Here is an 18,124-nt window from a genome sequence, read left to right as displayed (position 1 = left end):
TTTCGTATATTTCACCTCAAGTGGCCGGTGCGATTGTTTTTCCGGATGCTTGCGACAGGTCGATTATTTCGCTAGTTTTGCGTCCATGACTTTTTCCGCCATTCGTCCCCAGCCAAGCATTATTACCGCCATTACTCATTGGCGGGCTTGCTGACGACTGCACCCAACCCGCCCTGGAGGCGGGTTTTTTCTCTCTGTCTCCCGGGCTTCGCACACAGCCAGGAGATCCATCATGAGCCGCCCCAGCCCAACGCCCACTCCGAGTGCCGACATGGCCCTGCTGGAGCGCTATGTGAAGATGATTCTTGCCGCGCCGGTCTATGACCTGGCCATCTGCACGCCGTTGCAGGCGGCGCCGGCGTTGTCCCAGCACCTGGGCAACCAGATCCTGCTCAAGCGCGAGGACCTGCAACCGACCTTTTCCTTCAAGATCCGCGGCGCCTACAACCGCCTCGCGCAATTGAGCAGCGAGCAGAAGCAGCGCGGGGTGATCACCGCCTCCGCCGGCAATCATGCCCAGGGCGTGGCCCTGGCGGCGCGGGAGCTGGGGATCCAGGCCACCATCGTCATGCCCGAGACCACCCCGCAGCTCAAGGTCCTGGGGGTGCGCAGCCGTGGCGGTGACGCGCTGCTGCACGGCCCCAGCTTTCCCTTCGCCCTGGCCCATGCCCTGGAGCTGGCCGAGCGCAGCGGGCGCACCTTCGTACCGCCGTTCGACGATCCCCATGTGATCGCCGGGCAGGGCACAGTGGCCATGGAAATCCTGCGCCAGCAACAGGGGCCGCTGGATGCGATCTTCGTCCCGGTGGGCGGCGGTGGGCTGATCGCCGGGATCGCCGCCTATGTGAAATACCTGCGGCCGGAAATCCGTATCGTCGGCGTCGAGTCCGAGCACTCCAACTGCCTGCAGCAATCGTTGGCCGCCGGGGAACGGGTGACCCTGGCCTCGGTGGGCACCTTCGCCGACGGGGTCGCGGTGGCCCAGGTCGGCGAACATGGCTATGAAATCTGTCGGCGGCACGTGGACCAGGTGATCAGCGTCAGCAATGACCAGCTCTGCGCGGCCATCAAGGATATCTACGACGACACCCGTTCGATCACCGAACCTTCCGGAGCCCTGGCGGTGGCCGGGATCAAGCAGTACGTGGCCATGACCGGCGTGCGCGGCCAGACCCTGGTGGCCATCGACTCGGGGGCCAATATCAATTTCGACAGTCTGCGCCACGTGGCCGAGCGTGCCGCCCTGTGCAATGGGCCGCAGCCGGCCTGAGCCGGACGCCGCCTGGGTTCAGGAGAGCAGGGGACGCAGGAAGCTGCGCTCGTAGCTGAGGATGAACTTCTTCTCCATCACCGAGGCCACCAGCGCCACGCTTTGCGGATCGCCCAGAGCCTCCTGGCGGTAGGCCTCGTAGGCCGCCAGGGAGGGAAAACTGAACAGGCAATAGGCGATATTGCTGGCACCCTCGCTGGGCAGGAAGTAGCCATGGTGGCTGCCGCCCAGGCGCTGCACCACGCTGATCCAGGCTTTGGCATAGGCTTCGAACTCGGCCAGTTGATAGGGATCGATCACATATTTGACGTGGCAGGTAATCAAGGCGACTGCTCCTGGTGGCGTGTGGGAAGGGCATCGAGTCGGCTCGAAAAAGCCGCTGCTCAGAGCCAAATCGAATTTAACAGACTCGGCAAAGCCGCATAGTCTGTAGCGTGGACCCGTCTGTAAGGACAATCAGGATCGGGCCTGGAACCCTCGAACACGGACGTCGTCCGCAGGCAGCCTGCCTGCCGATTGGCCGCCTCGAACAACGGAGAGAGTCGCCATGTTTCTATCTGCCCTGGAGCTGCGCAATATCATCGAAAGCAGCTTCTTGCCCAAGCGCTGTCAATGCACTCTGAGCCCCGAGCTGTCGATGACGGTAAAGGTGTTCGGCGAACATGAACCCGATCGTGTCGACCTGCTGGTTACCGGCATCGACGCCGCGCAGCTCAATGGCTGTCGTGAAATCAACGAGCTGATCGCCGGGCTGCGCCATGACCTGGCCCAAGGTTCCGGACATGGCGTACCGCTGAGGCGGGTGCATTACTGAGCTTCGGGCCGCTGGCTACCGCGCTCGTTCAAGGAAGCCTGCGGGCCTGGACGAACCCCAGGCCCAGCAGCAATTCCGTACCCACCGCCAGGAAGATGCCCGGCCCGGCATTGCCATTGAGCCACTCCAGGGTCCCCAGCCCGGCAAGGGCGAAACAGCTGGTCGCCATGCCATTGCCCAGGGCCTGGCGGGCAGGGCTGTGGCCCACGTCGCGAAACTGCTGGAAGATCACCGCCAGCCCCAGGAACAGCAAGGCGTTGCGCCGTGCGACGAATCCCGCGACCGGGTTGTAGTCCAGGCCCCAGAGGGCCAGCAGCAGTTCGGGGGCGAGCCCCCAGGCCAGGGCCAGCAACAGGCAGATCAGGGCGGTCAGGCTGCACAGACGACGAAACGACCAGGACATGGCGATTCCTTGCACCAGGAAAAAGGGCGCCAAGGGTAGCCCGCCGCGCAGCCTGGGAAAACCGTCCGTTCAGCGCAGTCCATTAACGTTTCTCCTAGAGCTCGCTGTAGGCGACCCGCCGATATCCGGGCAACGCCCGGGCCAGCAGTCGCTCCAACGATTGCTGCGCCGGCAGGTAGTCGTCGCCGAAATCGCCATCGGCCAATTGCGTCGGGTGCGCCACCACCTCGACCACGCCCCGTGGGCGCAAGCCCTCCAGCAGATCCCTGGGCGTGCACACTGAGTCGGCACTGGCGCCGGACAACCCGCGGATGCGCCGGTTCAGCGCGGTCTTGAACAGCCATTTGGCGAGTCCGATATTGCTCCCGACATTCCGCGCCAGGCGTACCGGCACCCCTTGCCGGGCGGCGAAGCGGGCGACGATCGCCGCCACCGGCCACAGGTTGTGCACGTGTTGGTGGGAGTCGATATGGCTGGGCCGCAGCCCCTGGGCGAGGCAGCGCTCCCACTGCGCTTGAAGCTCTTGCAGCACCGCGGCGGCGGCCGGTCGCGGCAGGCGCAAGGTCGAGCGCGGCAGGTTCAGGTCGAACTGGCCCTGGGTGTCGCAGAACAGCGGTTGCCCGCGGATCGCCTGGCTCAGGGCCGGGCCGTAGGTCAGGTTGAAGTGCAGGCCGATGCGCCCCAGCAATTCATGCCGGTGGGCCAGTTGGCAGGCATCTTCGAAGGCCGGCATGTTGGCCATCAAGGTGGCGGAGCTGATCACGCCGCTCTTGAAGGCTCGCAGGGTCAGCTGGTTGTAGTCCGGGTCGAGGCCGAAGTCGTCGGCGTTGACGATCACTCGTGGCGCATTGGCCTGGAAGTCCTTCATGGGCGCACCTTCGCAGGGGGGGCGGCCTGACGTCGTTCGCGCCAGGCCTTGAGATGAGGTTTGAGTCGTTGCCAGAGGCGTTCGCCCAGGCCCGCCAGCAGGCCCAGGGGGCGCCAGCTGTAGAAGCTCCAGCGCTGCTGTTCCACCAGGCCGCTCAGGCGTTCGTGCAACTGGTGGCTGGAGCGGCTGAGGCTGACCCGCGAGGCGTCCACCCATTGCCAGCCATCCTCCAGGCCCCAGCGGATCCATTCGTCCAGCAGCAGGCGACCGCTGCCCAGGTTGGCGTAGTCGGCCAGGAAGGCGATGTTGTAGTCGTACAGGCGGCCCCGTTCCAACAGGCCCAGGCGATAGCTGATGCAACGTCCCTGGTGCTCCAGCAGCACGATTCGCACGCAATCTTCGGCGGCCAGCTGGCGCAGGGCGCTGAACATCCATTGGCGGCGTGGTCCGCCGGAGAAGATCCCCAGGCCGTCGGTGCCTTTCCAGCTGGCCTGCTCGACTTCGCACAGCCTCTGCAGGATTTCATCGATCCCCTCGGGCTTGGGCGCTACGCGGATGATCCGCGCCTCGATTTCTGCGCAGCGCTTCCTGGCCCGGCGCAATTCGTAGCGCAAGGTGCCACTGGCCTCCTCGGCATCGGCGGGCACAATCAGGTGCTCCGGTACCCGGCAGGTCAACGCGTGCTCGGCGTAGCTGCTGGCCTGGCGCCAGGGCGCCAACAGCTCGTTGGCCGCTACCAGTTCGTGCAGTTGCAGCAGGTCATGGGGCAGGTGCCGACGGATTTGCCGCAGCGCCTCGGGCATGGCGTGCCGGGCGCTGTCGGCCACCAGCAAGGCCAGGCGATCGCAAAGCGGATGCCCAAGGTGGCGCACCACGCGCAGCGGCAGCCCCCCGCGGGATTCGCGGGCGGCCACCAATGGCAGGCACAGCACCAAGCGCTGTTCCTGCCAGCCCAGCAGTATCTGCAACCCCTGGCCCGGGGCCAGGGCCTGGGCGGCGCCGCGTAGCCAGCCCAGGCGATTGAACGGCGTGGCGCGCTCGTTGGCGGCGCGCAGTTGCTCATAGGCGGCCTCGGGGAACTGCGCCGTCGCGAGGTCGCTGCACCATTGCCAGCGCAGAGTCATGGCCGCTCCTGGTCGATCTTCGTGCCGGCTTGCTGATCCAGCAGGCGCCCACGTCGCAGCTGGTGCAAGCGGGTCTGGTGATAGGGGCGGCGGTGATGGAAGTGCAGGCAACGAAACAGGCAGTAGACATGCAGGGATTCGCCGACTTCCTGGAAGCCCAGGCGCATGTGCATCTTCAGCGCTGGTTCGTTGCGCACGTTGACCAGGGCCCGGGTGCTCTTGAAGCCTCGCTCGCGGTACTCCTCCCAGAGCAGTTTCTGCGCCAGGATCACCACCCCCGAGCCCCGGTAGGGCTGCGCGCACTCGCCGGCGAACTGATACAGGCAGCCCGGTGGCACGCGCATCCAGCAGCGGTACAGCTGGTCGTCGTAGTAATCGCGCTCGCTGATCCACACCATCATCATCACGTTGCCCTGGTGATCCAGGTGCGCGCTGCCCCGGCTGCCCTTGTCCAGCAGGCCGCGAATGGCCGGTAGCTGGGCCTTGAAATACTTGTCGAAGGCTGGCAGCAGCTCCCGGGTGATGGGCACCTGGGGCCAGCGTGCAGGGTCGATGGGGCAGGGCACCGGCAGGGCCAGGGAGCGCTCCAGGGTCAGAAGCTCCCAGTGGTAATAGAAGAAGCGTTCGCGCAGCACTCGCAGGCTACCGCGCAGGCCCTTGCGGCGGATCTTGGCCAATAGGCCGGTCAAGCGACTCATAGGGTTGTCCAGGTCAAGGCAAACAGGGTTTCGCCGGGCAGCTGGAACACCAGCCGGTCCGAATCGCACTGCACGTTGGCGGGGCGGGCCTGGCCATCGGCGCCCAGCAAGGTCAGTTGCGGTTCCGGCGGGCAGTGGTGGGTTGGCATGGGGACTTCGATGGTCTGCTGGCGCGCAGTCTTGGCCACGCCCAGCAGGCTATGGCGCGGACCGTCGCGCAGGGCCAGGGCATCGACCTCGAAGGCCGGGTTGTCCAGGACCTGCACCTGGGGCAGCCAATGCTGCTGGAGGAACTGCTGGACCAGGGCCACCGGCTTGAGGCTGAAGTGCCGGGCGCCATGCTGGGCCAGCATGCCCTTGGGATACTCCGGCTCGTCGGCGGCCTGGAACCAGTTGAGCATGTCCAGCAAACCATCCTGGGACGCGTTGAACACCACCGAGGCCCACCACAGGCCGGCGTAATGCGTGTCCTGCTGGTAGGGGCTCAGGTCCGGGCCGCTGGAAATATTGGTCTGGCTCAGCAGCAATGCCTTGTGTGGCCGGCCCTGGTCGTCCAGGCCCACCAGGTCGGCGGCGGCGCGCACGCTGGCGCGGTAGCGGCGGGTGGCCAGCAGGTCGCGCACCATCCATTCGTGCCAGGCCAGGGCGTCGATGTCCGGACCATGCTCGGCCAGCAGCTGGCGTGCCCAGTCGATCCCCCGGCGTTGCCCAGCGCCAACCCGGAACGGCCCATCCAGCAGGCGCGAGCTCACCGGCATGGCGATGCGCACCCCGGCGGCCCGGGCCTCGGGATGGGCCTTGGTGCGTTCCAGCATCTGGCTGAAATAGGCGGCGAAGGCGGCGTAGCTCGGATAGTTGAGGTTGGGTTCGTCGGCGAACGCCAGGTAATGCAGGCCCTGGTTGCCCAACCGTGTGCTGTCGTCCAGCCAGGCGTCGAGGCCCGCCAGGGTTTCAGGGCTGGCTTCCAGTACCGGCCTGCGCCCGGTGCCCGCCAGCAGGGTGATATCGCGGTCGACGCCAAAGGTCTCGCGGTAGAGCCTGCGAAAGGCGATTTCCCGCTCGGGCTCGGCCTTGATCACGTCGACGAAGCTGTAGAAGTTGGCGGCCCGGGGGCCCAGGGCTCGCAGCAGTTCGAAGGTCGACTGCGGCGGTTGCGCGTAGGGCAGGGCCACGCCCAGGCGCGGGCTGGGGCCGGCCAGTTGTGGGTGCAGGTTCAGTTCCACGTGCCCCGGGGTCCATTGCAAGGGGTGCAGTTGGCGCAGGTCCTGGGCGAACAGGTTGGCGGTACCGTCGAGCCAGAAGCCGACCTTGCCGGAGCCGCCCATGGACAGGCGCCAGACTTCGTCGCGCTCGGCCACCGGCAGTTCGGCCTGGTCGAATTGCGGGTATTGATCGTGGGTCTCGAGTCCCAGTCGGACCTTGGCCCCGTCGCTCAGGCGTACCGCTTGCAACACACTCACGCCACCGTGGTACTTGCCTGCGAGCACCGCTCGTTCACCGGCGGCAACGCGAAAGTACAGCTCGGTGCCGTCGGGTACGTCGGCGCTGAAATGCACCTTGGTGGGCTCGAACTGGGCCTGGGTGGCGCTGTCATGGCCGATCCTGAAGTTGCGGAAGCTGTAGCCGGGCACTTGCAGCCGGTAGTCGCCGCTGGCGGCGGGCAGCAGGATGCTGTCCTGGCCGTAGGCCTGGTCGGCCGGGATATCCACCTGCTGGCGCAGCTGGCCGTCGGGGCCGACCAGGTACAGCTGTTCCTGGTTGGCGTCGCTTTGCCAGGCCGGGCTCCAGCGCAGGTGCAGGGTATCGGCGACGTTGGCCTGCAGGTACAGGCTGCCATCGCGGATATCGCCCCATTGCATGGGGGCCGCCTGCAGGGAGGGCGCCGCGAGCAGCAGGACGATCAGGGCATGGGATTTCATCAGGCCTTTTCCTTGGGGCGCAGTAGCTGGTGTACGTAAGTCACGTCCGCGGGCAGCAGAATCAGGGTGCGATACCAGGCCACGCCGCTCAGGCGGCAGTACAGCCCGAGCATCACCAGGCTCACCGCCAGGTAGGCGATGGACGAGGCCAGGCCGGCACCGACGATGCCCAGCCGTGGAATCAGCAGCGCGTTGAGCGCCAGGTTCAGCAGGGCGCCGCCGCCCATCAGCAGCGACAGGCTGCCTGGGCGCTGCTTGCCCAGCAGGTCCAGGCGCAGGATGCTGGCGTAGCACAGGCCGAACAGGCCCGGCAGCAATGCCAAGAGGGCGCTGTAGGCCGGGGCATAGGCGGCACCGAACAAGGTCACGATCAACCATTGGCCGATCAACGCCATGCCCAGGCAGGCCAGCAGCATGACCGTGGCGGTCAGGCGCAGGGCCAGGGCGGTCAGTTGCTCGATGCCGCTGCCTTGTTGCAACAGGCGTTTCATCAGCGGGGTGGTCACCGCCTCGGGAATGATCAACAGCAGCTCGGCAGCGGCACTGGCCATGGCATACCAGCCCAGGGCCGCCGGATCGAGCAGGGCGCCGATGAACAGGTAGTCCGAGCGCAGCATCAATTGCTGGGCCAGCACCCCGGGATGACTCTGGGCGCTGTAGCGCAACAGCTCGCGTTGCTGCCCGGTCTGCCAGCGCAGGCGCACATCGTGCCAGCGCCGCAGCCAGCACCAGCCCACCACGACCACCAGCAGCGTACCGCCCAGCCAACCGCCCAGCGCCGCGGCCAGCGGTTGCTCGCGCCAGATCCACCACAGGCCGACGAACAGCAGCAGCGGCACCAGGGATTCCAGCAGCCGCAAGGCATTGAAGGCTTCGACCCGGCCGTCGGCGTTGTGCAGGGTCAGCAACCCGCTCTTGAGCACGGTGAGCGGCACCGCCAGCAACAACAGCCAGGCCAGGTCGCCCAGTTGCAGGCTCAGTTCCCACTGGCTGCCCAGGGTATTGACCAGCGCCAGGCCGGCCAGGGTCAGCAGGCTGGCCAGCAGGCAGCCATACACCAGTACCTGGGTCAGCAACAGGCCCATGGGCCGCTGGCGTGCCGCCTCATAGCCCACCGCGGTGTTGAGACCGCCGCTGGTGAGCGCAGCGATCAGGTCCGGCAGGGTGCTGAGCAGGGCGAACAGGCCGCGGTCCGCCGGGCCCAGGAGGCGTGCCAGCAGCACGTTGCGCAGCAGGCGCAGGCCGATCATCGCCAGGCGGGTGCCCATGCTCAGGGCCAGGTGCCAGAGATAGCCGCCGCGCTTCATGCCCGGGCGCCTTGCCACAGGCGCCAGGCCAGGAGCCCGGGGTGGGCGGCGCTGGCATGGCTGACGTCGATGCGTGGCAGGGCCAGCCAGGCGTTGCCACTGGCCTCGATCAGGCCGGACCGGGTGCCCAGGGCGTAGCGATAGCCCAGCGCGGATACGGCGGCCCGCACCCGGGGATCGTGGTCGCCATTGGGGTAGCAATAGACTGGCAGCGGCGCCTGGCAGCGTTTGTGCAGGGTGTCATGGGAGCGTTGCAGGTCGGTGCGCAGGGCCGCGTCCTCGAGCTGGGTGAGGATGCCGTGGCTGGCGCCGTGGGGGCCGAAGGACACCAGCCCCGAGCGCTCCAGGCGCTTGACCTGGGGCCAGTCCATGGCGTGCGGCGCGGCGCCCGCGGGGCAGGTGTCGGCCAGTTGCTGCAGGGTGGTCGCGGGCAGTCGCTTGAGGCGTTGCAAATAGCTGCCGAGCAGGCGGCTGCGGGCATCGCTGGCGCCGGGCTGCAGCAGCTCCAGCGGTGGCGTCAGTTGCAGCTCGCGCAGGCGCTCCAGCAATGGCCGGCCAGCAGCGGCGTCGGCCTGTTGCCACAGGGTTTCGCCGATCGCCTCCCACCAGAAGCCCTGCTGGCTGCCGATGAAGTCGGTGGACAGGAAGATGCTCGCCGGCACTTCGTAGCGTTCCAGCAGCGCAAAGGCCACTTCGGCGTTGTCGCGCCAACCGTCGTCGAAGGTCAGCGCCACACGCGGCCGGTCGCCACCAGGCAACTCCAGCAGCTGTTGCAGCGGTACGCAGTCGAAATGCCGGCGCAGCCAGCGCAGCAACTGTTCGAACTGGGCCTGGCCGACGCACAGGGGCGCGCGATGGGGCTTGGCCGCGGCGTTGGAGTCGGCCAGCACCCGGTGCAGCATCAGGACCGCCCCGGCCTCGCCCAGGCGCGAGCGCCCGGCGCTGTGCAGGTAGGCGCTGCCCAGCAGGCGCTTGAGGACTAGTTTGAAGGTCATGTCAGCGATTCTGTTGTGGGTTCCACAGGGCGTAGCGCTGCCCGCGGAGAAATTGCCAGAGGCCCATGCTCATGCCGGCCAGGGTCACCAGGACGAAACCGGCCAGGCGAAACACCTTGGGCAAGCGGCCGTGGCGGTCCAGAAGACCCATCACGCCAGCGCCGTAGCCCAGCAACTGGGCGATGAGGCACAGGCTGTAGAAGGGCCCGGCGTTCCACAGCAGCAGGTTGGCCAGCAGCAGCGGCAGCAGCAAGATCGGCGCCAGGCGGCGAATCAGTTTGTGGCTGATCAGGGCGATGGCATAGGCACCATGGCGCCAGGGATTCATCAGTTGCCGACGCTGGGCCAGGCTCTGCAGGCCGCCCACCGTGACCCGCAGGCGCCGGCGGTATTGCTTGCCGGCCTCGTCCACGCCCTGGTCCAGGACCTGGGCTTGTTCCACATAGACGATGCGCTTGCCCGCCACCGGGGCGCAGGTGCTGATGAAGAAGTCATCGTTGACCTCCGCCGGAATGCTCTGGAACAGCTCCCGGCGTAGCGCCAGCAAGGCGCCGTCGGCGGACACCATGCAGCCGGTGCGGTTTTCCGCCTGGCGTATCCAGGCTTCATAGTGGCGGTACAGGCTGTCGCCCAGGCTCAGGTTGTGCCCGGGCCGGGGGATGATCATGTGCCCGCCGCACGCGCCGACCTGCGGGTCGGCCAGGGGGGCCAGGAGCTTGCCCAAGGTATCGGCGGACCATTGGTTGTCGGCGTCGGTGAACACCAGGATATCGTTGCGGGCCAACTCCACGGCAGCGTTCAAGGCTCCGGCCTTGCCCACCCGGGGCAAGTCCAGGACCACGATCCGCGGGTCGCGCACGGCCAGGGCGATGGCTACGGTATCGTCGCTGGAGCCGTCGCTGGCGAGGATGATCTGCAAGTCGGGAGCCGGGTAGTCCTGGAGCAGCAGGGTGCGCAGCTTGTGCTCGATGTGCGGGCCTTCGTTGTGGGCGGCGATGATCACGCTGACCGACAGTGGCTGGCCGGGCAGCGCCGGCCTTGGCCGCACGAAGCGGCTGAGCAGGGCCAGCAGCAGCGGGTAGCCGATCCAGGCGTAGATGGGCAGCAGCAGGCAGAGCCAGAAAAGAGTCTTAGCCACGGTCGGGCCTCACGACAAAACGGTTGAACAGACCCTGCACCAGGGCCAGGGCCCCCAGGTGCAGGCGTGCCCAGTGCAGCACCCAGAGCTGCAGGACGAACAGCGGATCGCGCTGGCGCAGGCCCTGGCGCAGTGCCAGGGCCAGCGGCGCCAGCGCGCCCACAGCCAGGTACGACAGGGCGCTGTCGGGCCGCCCCAGGAGCAGGGCGCCCAGCGCCAGCAGGCTGAGCAGCGCGCAGGCCAGGCACAGCAGGGGGAAGCGCAGCAGGCGCGGGCTCGCTCCGCCGGCCTTGAGCAATTGCACATGGCTGCCCTGGCGCCAGCGTTCCTTGGCGGCCCATTCGCGCCAGCTGCCCTCGAAGCCCCAATGCAGCACCTGGGGCTGGGGCAGGCTCAATTGCCGGGCGCCGGCGGCGTGCAGGCGCAGGCCGAAGTCCTTGTCTTCACCGGTGCGCAGTTGCTCGTCGAAGCCGCCGACGCGCTCGAACCAGGCCCGCTCCAGGCACAGGTTGGGGGTGGGCATCCAGTGCAGCAGGCGGGCCTGGGTCCCGGCGGCCAGGCTACGCCGTTGCCAGGCTCGGGCGAACCACGGCGCGCTGCTGGGCGCGGCGCAATCCAGGGCGAAGACTTCGGCGGTCCGTTGCCCCTGGGCCAGTTGCCAGAGTTGCAGCCAATCCTCGGGCACCTCGATGTCGGCATCGAGGAATGCCAGGCAATCGCCACTGGCGACCGCGGCCCCACGATTGCGCAGGGCGCCGATGCTCAGGCCCGGGCACAGCAGTACCCGGGCGCCCATTTCGCGAGCCTGTTGCGGGCCCTGGTCGATGGAGCCGTTGTCGACCACGATCAGTTCGCAGTCGACACCCGCCACCCGGGCCGCGCGCAGCACGCTGGCCAGGGTCCGGCCTATGTGTCGGGCCTCGTTGTACATGGGCACGATCACGCTGATCCTGTGCATCTTTGCCTCCCTTGGCCGGATGGGGTTGAAGTCAGGCTCGCCTTGCCGGCGAGCCTGGCGAACGCCGTTGCCCGGGGGCCTGCGGCGTTCTGGCCCGCGGTAGCGGCTCATTGGTCGTCCTCGGCTTGGCGGCGCAGCACGCTGGACAGGGCGAGGAAGATCCACAGGTACTTGTGGTTCGGCGCACTGAGAAACAGCAGGAACACCGCCAGCGCGAGCAGGCTCAGGCCCAGGTGGGTGGCGAGGTCGGCCTGTTCCCGGACGCCCCGGGCGAGGAAGGCCTGGCGCGCGCGCTCGAAGTTGCGCAGGCCCATGAGCATCAGCGCGACGAAGCTCAGGCCCGCGGGTATTCCCAGCTCGCTGAACAGTTCCAGGTAGGTGTTGTGGGCGCGGCGGTACAGGTCCGGCTCGTTGAGGTTTTCCGAGAAGCCGCTGGCGAAGCCGGTCTGCGCATAGTGCACGGGGAAGGTGCCCAGGCCCGAACCCAGCAGCGGGTTGTCGCGGATCATCTGCCCGCCCACCACCAGGTACGAGGTGCGCCGGCCCAGGGAGGTGTCCTCGGAATGGGCACCGGACTTGAGCATGCCCAGGGATTTGATCCGCGCCACGTAGTCCGCCGGCAGGGCGGCGATGCCCAGGGGCACGACGATCGCCACGGCGAACATGGCGAACCCCAAGTGCTTGGGGCGCAGGCCCTTGAGTCGGTCGCGGTAGTGCCAGGCACCGATGGCGACGGTGAACAGCACTACCAGCAATCCGGAGCGCGAGTCGGTCTTGGTCATGCCGGCCATCAGGGTCAGGCCAATGACGATCCAGAACAGCCGTAGCGGCCAGCAGGGCGCGCGCAGGGCCAGGAGGATCGCTAGCGGCACGGCCATGGCGATCAGCAGGGCAAAATAGTTGGCGTCCTGCAGCAGGCCGATGGCCCGGCCACCGACCTGGTACTTGGCCGAGACCAGCGCGATCACGCAAGTGATGGCCACGCTCACCGCCAGCAAGCGGCAGAGCATCAGCAGGTTGGTGTCCCGGGCGATGAGCAGGGTGACGAAGAACAGGACCAGGCCCACCGCCAGTTCTCGCAGGCTGTCCAGGGATACGGCCAGGTTCTCGCTGTACATGAAGCTCAGCAGCAGAAACAGCAGGAAGGGCCCCAGGGCCCGCCACAGGTTGCTGCCCAGGCGGGTATCGGGAACCTGCCGCAACAGCAACTTGAACAGCATGATCAGGATCAGCGAGGCGCCCAGCAGCTTGGCTCCGGAAAACGCGCTGTCCTTGAACAAGCCTTCGAACGGCACCAGGGCGCAGATGCCCAGCAGGCCCCAGCCCGGGCGCCGATACAGCACGGCCAGGCCCGCCAGGCCGACCACCACCAGGGGCGCCAGGAATGGCCAGGGGCTGGCCAGCAGGGCCAGGGCGGCCAGGCCCAGGAACAGGCCGAGAACAGGGGCGGCGATCATGCTGGGTTGGCCTCCCTGGCCTGGCGGTACAGTTCGTCCCAGCTACGGGCCAGGGTCGGCAAGTGGTAGTGCTCGCGCTGGGTGACGCGTGCGGCTTCGGCCAGGGTGTCCGCCAGGGCCGGATCGTCCAGCAGCTCGCCGATGCACCGGGCCAGCTCGGCACTGTCCAGTGGCTTGGCCAAAAGACCGTTGTGCCGGTGCTGCAGGACATCGGGAATGCCGCCCACGGCGAATGCCACGACCGGAGTGCCGGCTTGCATGGCTTCGAGCAGGATCATCGGCGTGCCCTCGGTGCGCGAGCTGATCACCAGGACATTGAGGCGTCGCAGCCAGGGTTGCATGTCTTGCTGGTAACCCGGCAACAGGATGCGCAGCGACAGGCCTTCGGCGTCGATGCGCTGGCGCAGGACCTGGTTCTGCTCACCGTCGCCCAGCAGCACCGCCTTGAGCTGTGGGCGTTGCCGGCACAGGGCGACCAGGGCGTCGAGGAACAGATCCGGGCCCTTTTCCTCGCTCAGGCGGCCGACGAAACCCACCAGGGGCTGCATGTCGTCACGACGCACCGGGGCTTCACACAAGGGCGGCCCCTCGTGGCTCGCCGGTCGGGCCGGCAGCGGTTGCGGCAGGCCGTTGGCAATCACTTGCAGCTTGCCTGGCGCCACCCCGGCCGCCAGGTGCAGGCGGGCGATGCTCTGGGCGACGCAGGCCACGCGGCTTACCTGGCGGCTGCGGCACAGGCGCAGGCTGGTCCAGGTATAGAGCTTTTGTTTCAGGCTCCTGGGCGTGAAGCCATGCTGGGTCAGGACCAATGGCAAGCGCAGGCGCCGGGCACAGATCCAGGCGAACACCTGGGCCTTGAAGTTGTGCGCGTTGAGCAGCCCGGGCTGCTGGCGCAGGTGCGCCAGCAAGGCCTTGAGGTCGTGGCAGTTGTGGCAGGTCACGCCGGCTTCGGTGAAACGCTGCAACAGCGCTGGCGGGGCGTCGAGGAACACCACCCGGTGCTGCCCGGGGGTGGCCAGGCAGTGATCCAGCAACATGCGTTCGGCACCGTAGAAACCGCCGCTGTGGATCAGGTGCACGATGGGCTGCGCGGCCATGTTCAGGTTGCTCACTGCTTGGCCCAATGCCAGGCCCAGCGCCAGGTCCAGCGCGGATAGGGGTTGACCTGGGGGGGCTCGATCGCGTTGAGCACCATCAGCACCGGCAGGCCGAGGTGGTCGTTGACCTGGGCCGGGTGCTTGAAGCGATGGTCGAAGAATTCGTAGACATAACCCAGGGCGATGGCCAGCAGCAGGCCGGTGAGCAGGCCCAGGGGAATGATCAGCATCGGCTTGGGAAAGGCCGCTTCGCTAGGCTCGTAGGGCTGGCTGAGCACCCGGGCGTTGGACAGTTCGCCGCTGATCAGGCGTTCGCCGCGGCTTTCTTCATAGCGCTGGGTATAGGTGAAGAACGCCTTGTGCAGGGCGTCGATCTCGGTATCCAGCTGGCGCAGCTTGCTCAGCACCTCCTGCAGGTCGCGCACACGGGCCTTGTAGTCGTTGATGCGGGTGGTCTTCTGGGCGATCACCGATTGGGTGATCTGCAACTCGCTGCTGCGTTCGCGAACGCGATTGTCCACCACCTTGAGGAACTGCGCCCGGGCCCGCACGATCTGCTCGCGCTGTTGCTGCATCGGTACGCTGTCGGCCCGGTAGGTGTCGGCGGTGACGCCGTACTGGCCCACCAGGTTGGTCAGCTGCTCGCCCAGTTGCTTGATCTCGCGGTCCTCGTAGGCCACGTTGTCCACGGTGTTGGCGAAGGCGAAGGGGAAGGTGTAGTCGGTCAAGCCGGCCTTGCGCGCGGCGGCGAGGCTCTTCTGCAAGTAGTCGAGGCGACGCTGGTTCTCCAGGGCCTGGTCGCGATAGCCGTTGAGCGACTGCTCCTCGGTGTTGATGGCGTTCAGGCGAAAGGTGATCTCCTCCTTGGGGTCGGAGGCGTGGGCCGCTTCCAGCAGTGCCTGGCGCTTGCCTTCCAGATCATCCAGGCGCGACTGGTACTGGGCCTTCTTCTGCTCATAGAAGGCTTCGGGCAGTTCGTTGGATTGCAGGTCCTGGCGGTTCTTCAGGTAGTTGGCCAAGAGGCGCTCGACGAAGCGCGTGCCTTCGGCGGCGGACGGGCTGCTGTAGACGATGGAGATCACGTTGGAGCCGGGCAGGGTGCCGATCTTCAGGTCCTTGACCGCCTGGTTGGTCAAGGCGTCCAGGCTGGTATCGCGCACCGGGTCCACCGCCAGGCCGAAGAAGCCGCGCACCGGGTTGATCACATGGTTGCGCAGGGGATTGATCACGCCATCGCGCAGGGGGTTGAACAGCAGCCTGGCGAGCAACCCTTCGTTGCCGCCGAACAGGCCTTCGTCGCGCAACTGGCCGATGGTGTCGCGGATCAGGGTCGGCGAGCGCAGGATGTTGCTCTCGGTCTCCATGTCCGCCAGCGATGGCGGGATGAATTTGTCGTTGTCCGGGGTGAGCACGGTATTGGCGTCGGTCTGCGACAGTTTTTTCGACTGCACGATGACTTCCGCGGTGATCTCGAAGCTTTGCTTGAGCACCAGCGGCATCAGCAGCGCCAGCAGGGCGAAGCCCAGGAATACCCGCTTGATCAGGCGTCGATTGACGAAGAACACGAGGAGGAACTCGTGCAGGTAGTTTTCGATCTTGGTCATCGGGACAAGCTCATTGTTTGGATTCTTTGTTGTCGACGCGATAGCCGAAGCTGAAGCCGACACCCTGGAACATGATCACGTCGGCCAGCTGCTTGCTCAGTGCACCGGCCTTGGCCAGGCGGGTCTTGGGCACGTAGAGCATGTCGTCCGGCTGCAGGTAGGCGAACTGCAGCGCCTTGCCGTCCAGCGCGGCGTCGGCATCGTAGACCCGGGCCTCCACCTGGTTGCCCTTGCGCCGCATGATCACCACCGAGTCCAGGCGTGCGGTGGGGCCTGCGCCCTTGGCCAGGGTCAGGGCCTCGAGCACCGAGATCGGCCGGCGTACCGGGTAGGCGCCCGGCTGGCCGACCTCGCCCATGACGAACACCTCGTTGGCGGCGGTGGTCTTGAGCAGCACGTCGACGCTGACTTGCCCCACCTCCTTGGCGTAGCGCTGGTTGATCAGGCTCTGCAGCTCGCTCAGGCTCTTGCCCTGCAGCGACAGGCTGCCCAGCAGCGGGAAGCTGGCGCGGCCATCGGAGCCGACCACGATCTCGCGGCTCAGGCCGGTGGCCGGGTTGGTCAGGCTGGTGCGCAGGTTGTCCAGCTGGGCCATGGCGTGGGAGATCGAGAAAGTGATCTGCGGTTTCTTCAGTACCTTGGCGTACTGCGCTTGCAGGGCCTGGCGCGCCTGCTCGGCGGACAACCCGGCGACCTGGATGTTGCCGATATAGGGCATGTCGATGCTGCCGTCGGGCAGCACCAGCTTGTTGCCGCCCAGCTCCGGGGCGGAGAGGAAGCTGATGTCCACCTGGTCGCCCGGTTGTACCCGGTAGCGCTGCTGGCTGGTGGTGCCGATATGGAAGATCACGTCCAGCACGTCCTGGGGCCGCAGCACCTGTTCGATGGGCATGACCTCGGTGAGCTGGGCCTGGTCGGCCGGGGCGCTGAGGATCTGCACCGGCATTTGTTGCAGTGCCTGCTGTGAATCACGCCCGGCACAGCCAGCGAGAGCCAGCAGCAGCGACAGGCTCAGCAGGGAAAGTCTTGGCTTGTTCATGGTTACACGGTCCTTGTGCCGGTCAGAGGCGGTCGTAAACCCACTTGGGCATGTAGTACTTGCGGGCGTTGAACACGCTGCCGATCAGCTTCGCCTCGGCCTGGATCAAGCGTTGCGCGGCGGCCTGGGCCACTTCCCAGCGGGTTTCCTCGCTGCGCACCACCAGCACCACGCCATCGACCTGGGTACTCAAGGTGAGGATGTCGCCGCTGCTGTACACCGGATCGCCATCGACGATCACGAAGCGGTACTGGCCGGCCAGGGCATGCAGCAGTTCGCGCAACTGGTCGGCGGTCAGCCGCTCGCTGTATTGCTGGCGTCGGCCCAGGGGCAGCAGGTCGAAATCCAGCTCCGCGCTGGACTGGATGCATTCGCCGAATGCCGGCGGGGTTTCGGCCAGGGCCAGGTCGAGGAAGCCCGGGCGTTGTTCCAGGCCCAGGCGCCGGGTCAGGCTGTCATCCGAAAGGCTGGTATCGACCAGTAGCACCCGGCCGCGGCTGGTGCGCGCCAGTTCGCTGGCCATGCTCAGGCTGCTGCTGGTCACGCCGCTGCCGTGGTTGGCCGCGGTGAGCAGGATCACTCGCAGTTCCTGGTCGAGCACGGTCACCGCCAGGTTGCTTTCACTGGGACGCTGGATCTTCAGACTGGCAAGGGTTGCTGCCGCCATTTCAACTTGCTCCGTGGCCATTGAGGACCTTGAAAGGGGTTTTCATCAGGATCTTCAGGTCGAGCCAGGGGCTCTGCTGGAAGATGTAGGTCATGTCGAGGGTTACCCGACCGTCGAAGTCCACGTCGCTGCGCCCGGATACCTGCCACAGGCCGGTGATCCCCGGGTAGATGCTCAAGCGCCCCAGGTGGTGTTCCTTGTAGGTCTGGGCGTGGAACGAAGTGGGGCGCGGGCCGACGATGCGCATCTGGCCGAGCACCACGTTGATCAGGTTCGGCAGTTCGTCGAGGCTGGTACGACGCAGGAAACCGCCGATCCCGGTGATCCGTGGGTCGCGGTCGATCTTGAAGTCCACCGAATCCGGGCCGTGCTTGTTCAAGTGGCGCACCGAGTCCTTGAGGGCCTCGGCGTTGACCACCATGGTGCGGAACTTGTACATGCCGAAACGCCGGCCACGAAAGCCGGTGCGCAACTGCACGAAGAACACCGGGCCGGGACTGGTGAGCTTGATCAACAGGGCCACCGCCAGCAGCAACGGCGACAACAGCACCAGCAGCAGCGCGGCCAGCAGGGCCGAGGTCAGGCGCTTGGTGCGCGACAGGGTCCAGGGCCGTCCACCTTGGCGGCCGCTGAGCCAGCCATGGTGTTGCAGGTCGATGGCGGCCTGGACCTTGCGCCGGAACGGGTCGTTGCGCCGGTCTATGGGCGAGGGGGCGGCGCTGGCGGGCGACGAGACAGGTCTTTCCATATCCACCGGGAATACTTC

General features: G+C 66.9%; 17 protein-coding genes and 1 pseudogene. 2 read left to right on the top strand and 16 right to left on the bottom strand.

Going from position 1 to position 18,124, the window contains the following annotated elements; all coding sequences use genetic code 11:
* Positions 1–232 precede the first annotated feature (232 nt).
* Positions 233–1,246: pseudogene (gene ilvA, locus H7A76_RS19205) on the top strand (threonine ammonia-lyase, biosynthetic); the annotation flags it as partial.
* A 42-nt stretch (positions 1,247–1,288) separates the two neighbouring features.
* On the opposite strand, the gene H7A76_RS19200 reads toward ilvA, so the two are convergent.
* Positions 1,289–1,594, bottom strand: coding sequence for an NIPSNAP family protein (locus H7A76_RS19200; RefSeq protein ID WP_185699946.1), 306 nt, complete (start codon positions 1,592–1,594; stop codon positions 1,289–1,291).
* 223 nt (positions 1,595–1,817) lie between these two features.
* Here H7A76_RS19200 and H7A76_RS19195 point away from each other — a divergent pair, with 223 nt between their 5' ends.
* The gene (locus tag H7A76_RS19195; RefSeq protein ID WP_185699945.1) at positions 1,818–2,084 is read left to right on the top strand and encodes a DUF1652 domain-containing protein; all 267 of its coding nucleotides are present in this window, start codon (positions 1,818–1,820) and stop codon (positions 2,082–2,084) included.
* Between the two features lie 28 nt (positions 2,085–2,112).
* Here H7A76_RS19195 and H7A76_RS19190 read toward each other — a convergent pair whose 3' ends face one another.
* The 15 genes from H7A76_RS19190 to H7A76_RS19120 all read right to left on the bottom strand — a co-directional run bounded on the left by H7A76_RS19190 (position 2,113) and on the right by H7A76_RS19120 (position 18,106).
* Positions 2,113–2,487 (bottom strand): hypothetical protein, encoded by a 375-nt coding sequence (locus H7A76_RS19190; RefSeq protein WP_185699944.1) that lies wholly within the window; start codon positions 2,485–2,487, stop codon positions 2,113–2,115.
* Positions 2,488–2,581: 94 nt separating this feature from the next.
* Positions 2,582–3,355, bottom strand: coding sequence for a carbohydrate deacetylase (locus H7A76_RS19185; RefSeq protein ID WP_185699943.1), 774 nt, complete (start codon positions 3,353–3,355; stop codon positions 2,582–2,584).
* On the bottom strand, positions 3,352–4,479 hold the full coding sequence (locus H7A76_RS19180) for a GNAT family N-acetyltransferase (protein WP_185699942.1): 1,128 nt from the start codon (positions 4,477–4,479) through the stop codon (positions 3,352–3,354). The genes H7A76_RS19185 and H7A76_RS19180 overlap by 4 nt, the downstream gene beginning before the upstream one ends.
* Positions 4,476–5,177, bottom strand: a complete 702-nt coding sequence (locus tag H7A76_RS19175; protein ID WP_185699941.1) for an N-acetyltransferase — start codon at positions 5,175–5,177, stop codon at positions 4,476–4,478. Before H7A76_RS19175 ends, H7A76_RS19180 begins: the two co-directional genes overlap by 4 nt.
* Positions 5,174–7,096: a hypothetical protein gene (locus tag H7A76_RS19170; RefSeq protein WP_185699940.1), complete on the bottom strand. Its 1,923-nt coding sequence runs from the start codon at positions 7,094–7,096 to the stop codon at positions 5,174–5,176. Before H7A76_RS19170 ends, H7A76_RS19175 begins: the two co-directional genes overlap by 4 nt.
* Complete coding sequence (locus H7A76_RS19165) at positions 7,096–8,403, bottom strand: lipopolysaccharide biosynthesis protein (protein WP_185699939.1); 1,308 nt, start codon at positions 8,401–8,403, stop codon at positions 7,096–7,098. Before H7A76_RS19165 ends, H7A76_RS19170 begins: the two co-directional genes overlap by 1 nt.
* Positions 8,400–9,398 carry a polysaccharide deacetylase family protein gene (locus H7A76_RS19160; RefSeq protein WP_185699938.1) on the bottom strand — a complete coding sequence of 333 codons (999 nt, stop codon included), beginning with the start codon at positions 9,396–9,398 and terminating at the stop codon, positions 8,400–8,402. The genes H7A76_RS19165 and H7A76_RS19160 overlap by 4 nt, the downstream gene beginning before the upstream one ends.
* Before the next feature lies 1 nt (position 9,399).
* Positions 9,400–10,536 (bottom strand): glycosyltransferase family 2 protein, encoded by a 1,137-nt coding sequence (locus tag H7A76_RS19155; protein WP_185699937.1) that lies wholly within the window; start codon positions 10,534–10,536, stop codon positions 9,400–9,402.
* Entirely contained in the window at positions 10,529–11,494 is a 966-nt protein-coding gene (locus H7A76_RS19150) for a glycosyltransferase family 2 protein (protein WP_185699936.1), read from the bottom strand. Before H7A76_RS19150 ends, H7A76_RS19155 begins: the two co-directional genes overlap by 8 nt.
* 107 nt (positions 11,495–11,601) lie before the next feature.
* Positions 11,602–12,951, bottom strand: coding sequence for an O-antigen ligase family protein (locus H7A76_RS19145; protein WP_185699935.1), 1,350 nt, complete (start codon positions 12,949–12,951; stop codon positions 11,602–11,604).
* Positions 12,948–14,048 carry a glycosyltransferase family 4 protein gene (locus H7A76_RS19140; protein WP_185699972.1) on the bottom strand — a complete coding sequence of 367 codons (1,101 nt, stop codon included), beginning with the start codon at positions 14,046–14,048 and terminating at the stop codon, positions 12,948–12,950. Before H7A76_RS19140 ends, H7A76_RS19145 begins: the two co-directional genes overlap by 4 nt.
* A gap of 11 nt (positions 14,049–14,059) precedes the next feature.
* Positions 14,060–15,652 carry a GumC family protein gene (locus H7A76_RS19135; RefSeq protein WP_185699934.1) on the bottom strand — a complete coding sequence of 531 codons (1,593 nt, stop codon included), beginning with the start codon at positions 15,650–15,652 and terminating at the stop codon, positions 14,060–14,062.
* Positions 15,653–15,662: 10 nt separating this feature from the next.
* The gene (locus tag H7A76_RS19130) at positions 15,663–16,691 is read right to left on the bottom strand and encodes a polysaccharide biosynthesis/export family protein (protein WP_185699933.1); all 1,029 of its coding nucleotides are present in this window, start codon (positions 16,689–16,691) and stop codon (positions 15,663–15,665) included.
* Between the two features lie 22 nt (positions 16,692–16,713).
* On the bottom strand, positions 16,714–17,358 hold the full coding sequence (locus tag H7A76_RS19125) for a CpsD/CapB family tyrosine-protein kinase (RefSeq protein WP_185699932.1): 645 nt from the start codon (positions 17,356–17,358) through the stop codon (positions 16,714–16,716).
* A 1-nt stretch (position 17,359) separates the two neighbouring features.
* Positions 17,360–18,106 (bottom strand): sugar transferase, encoded by a 747-nt coding sequence (locus H7A76_RS19120; RefSeq protein WP_185699971.1) that lies wholly within the window; start codon positions 18,104–18,106, stop codon positions 17,360–17,362.
* Between the last annotated feature and the right edge of the window lie 18 nt (positions 18,107–18,124).

It is taken from the genome of Pseudomonas sp. MSSRFD41, from assembly GCF_014230245.1.
Classification (GTDB): Bacteria; Pseudomonadota; Gammaproteobacteria; order Pseudomonadales; family Pseudomonadaceae; genus Aquipseudomonas; species Aquipseudomonas piscis.
This window is presented reverse-complemented; position numbering and strand designations above follow the sequence as displayed.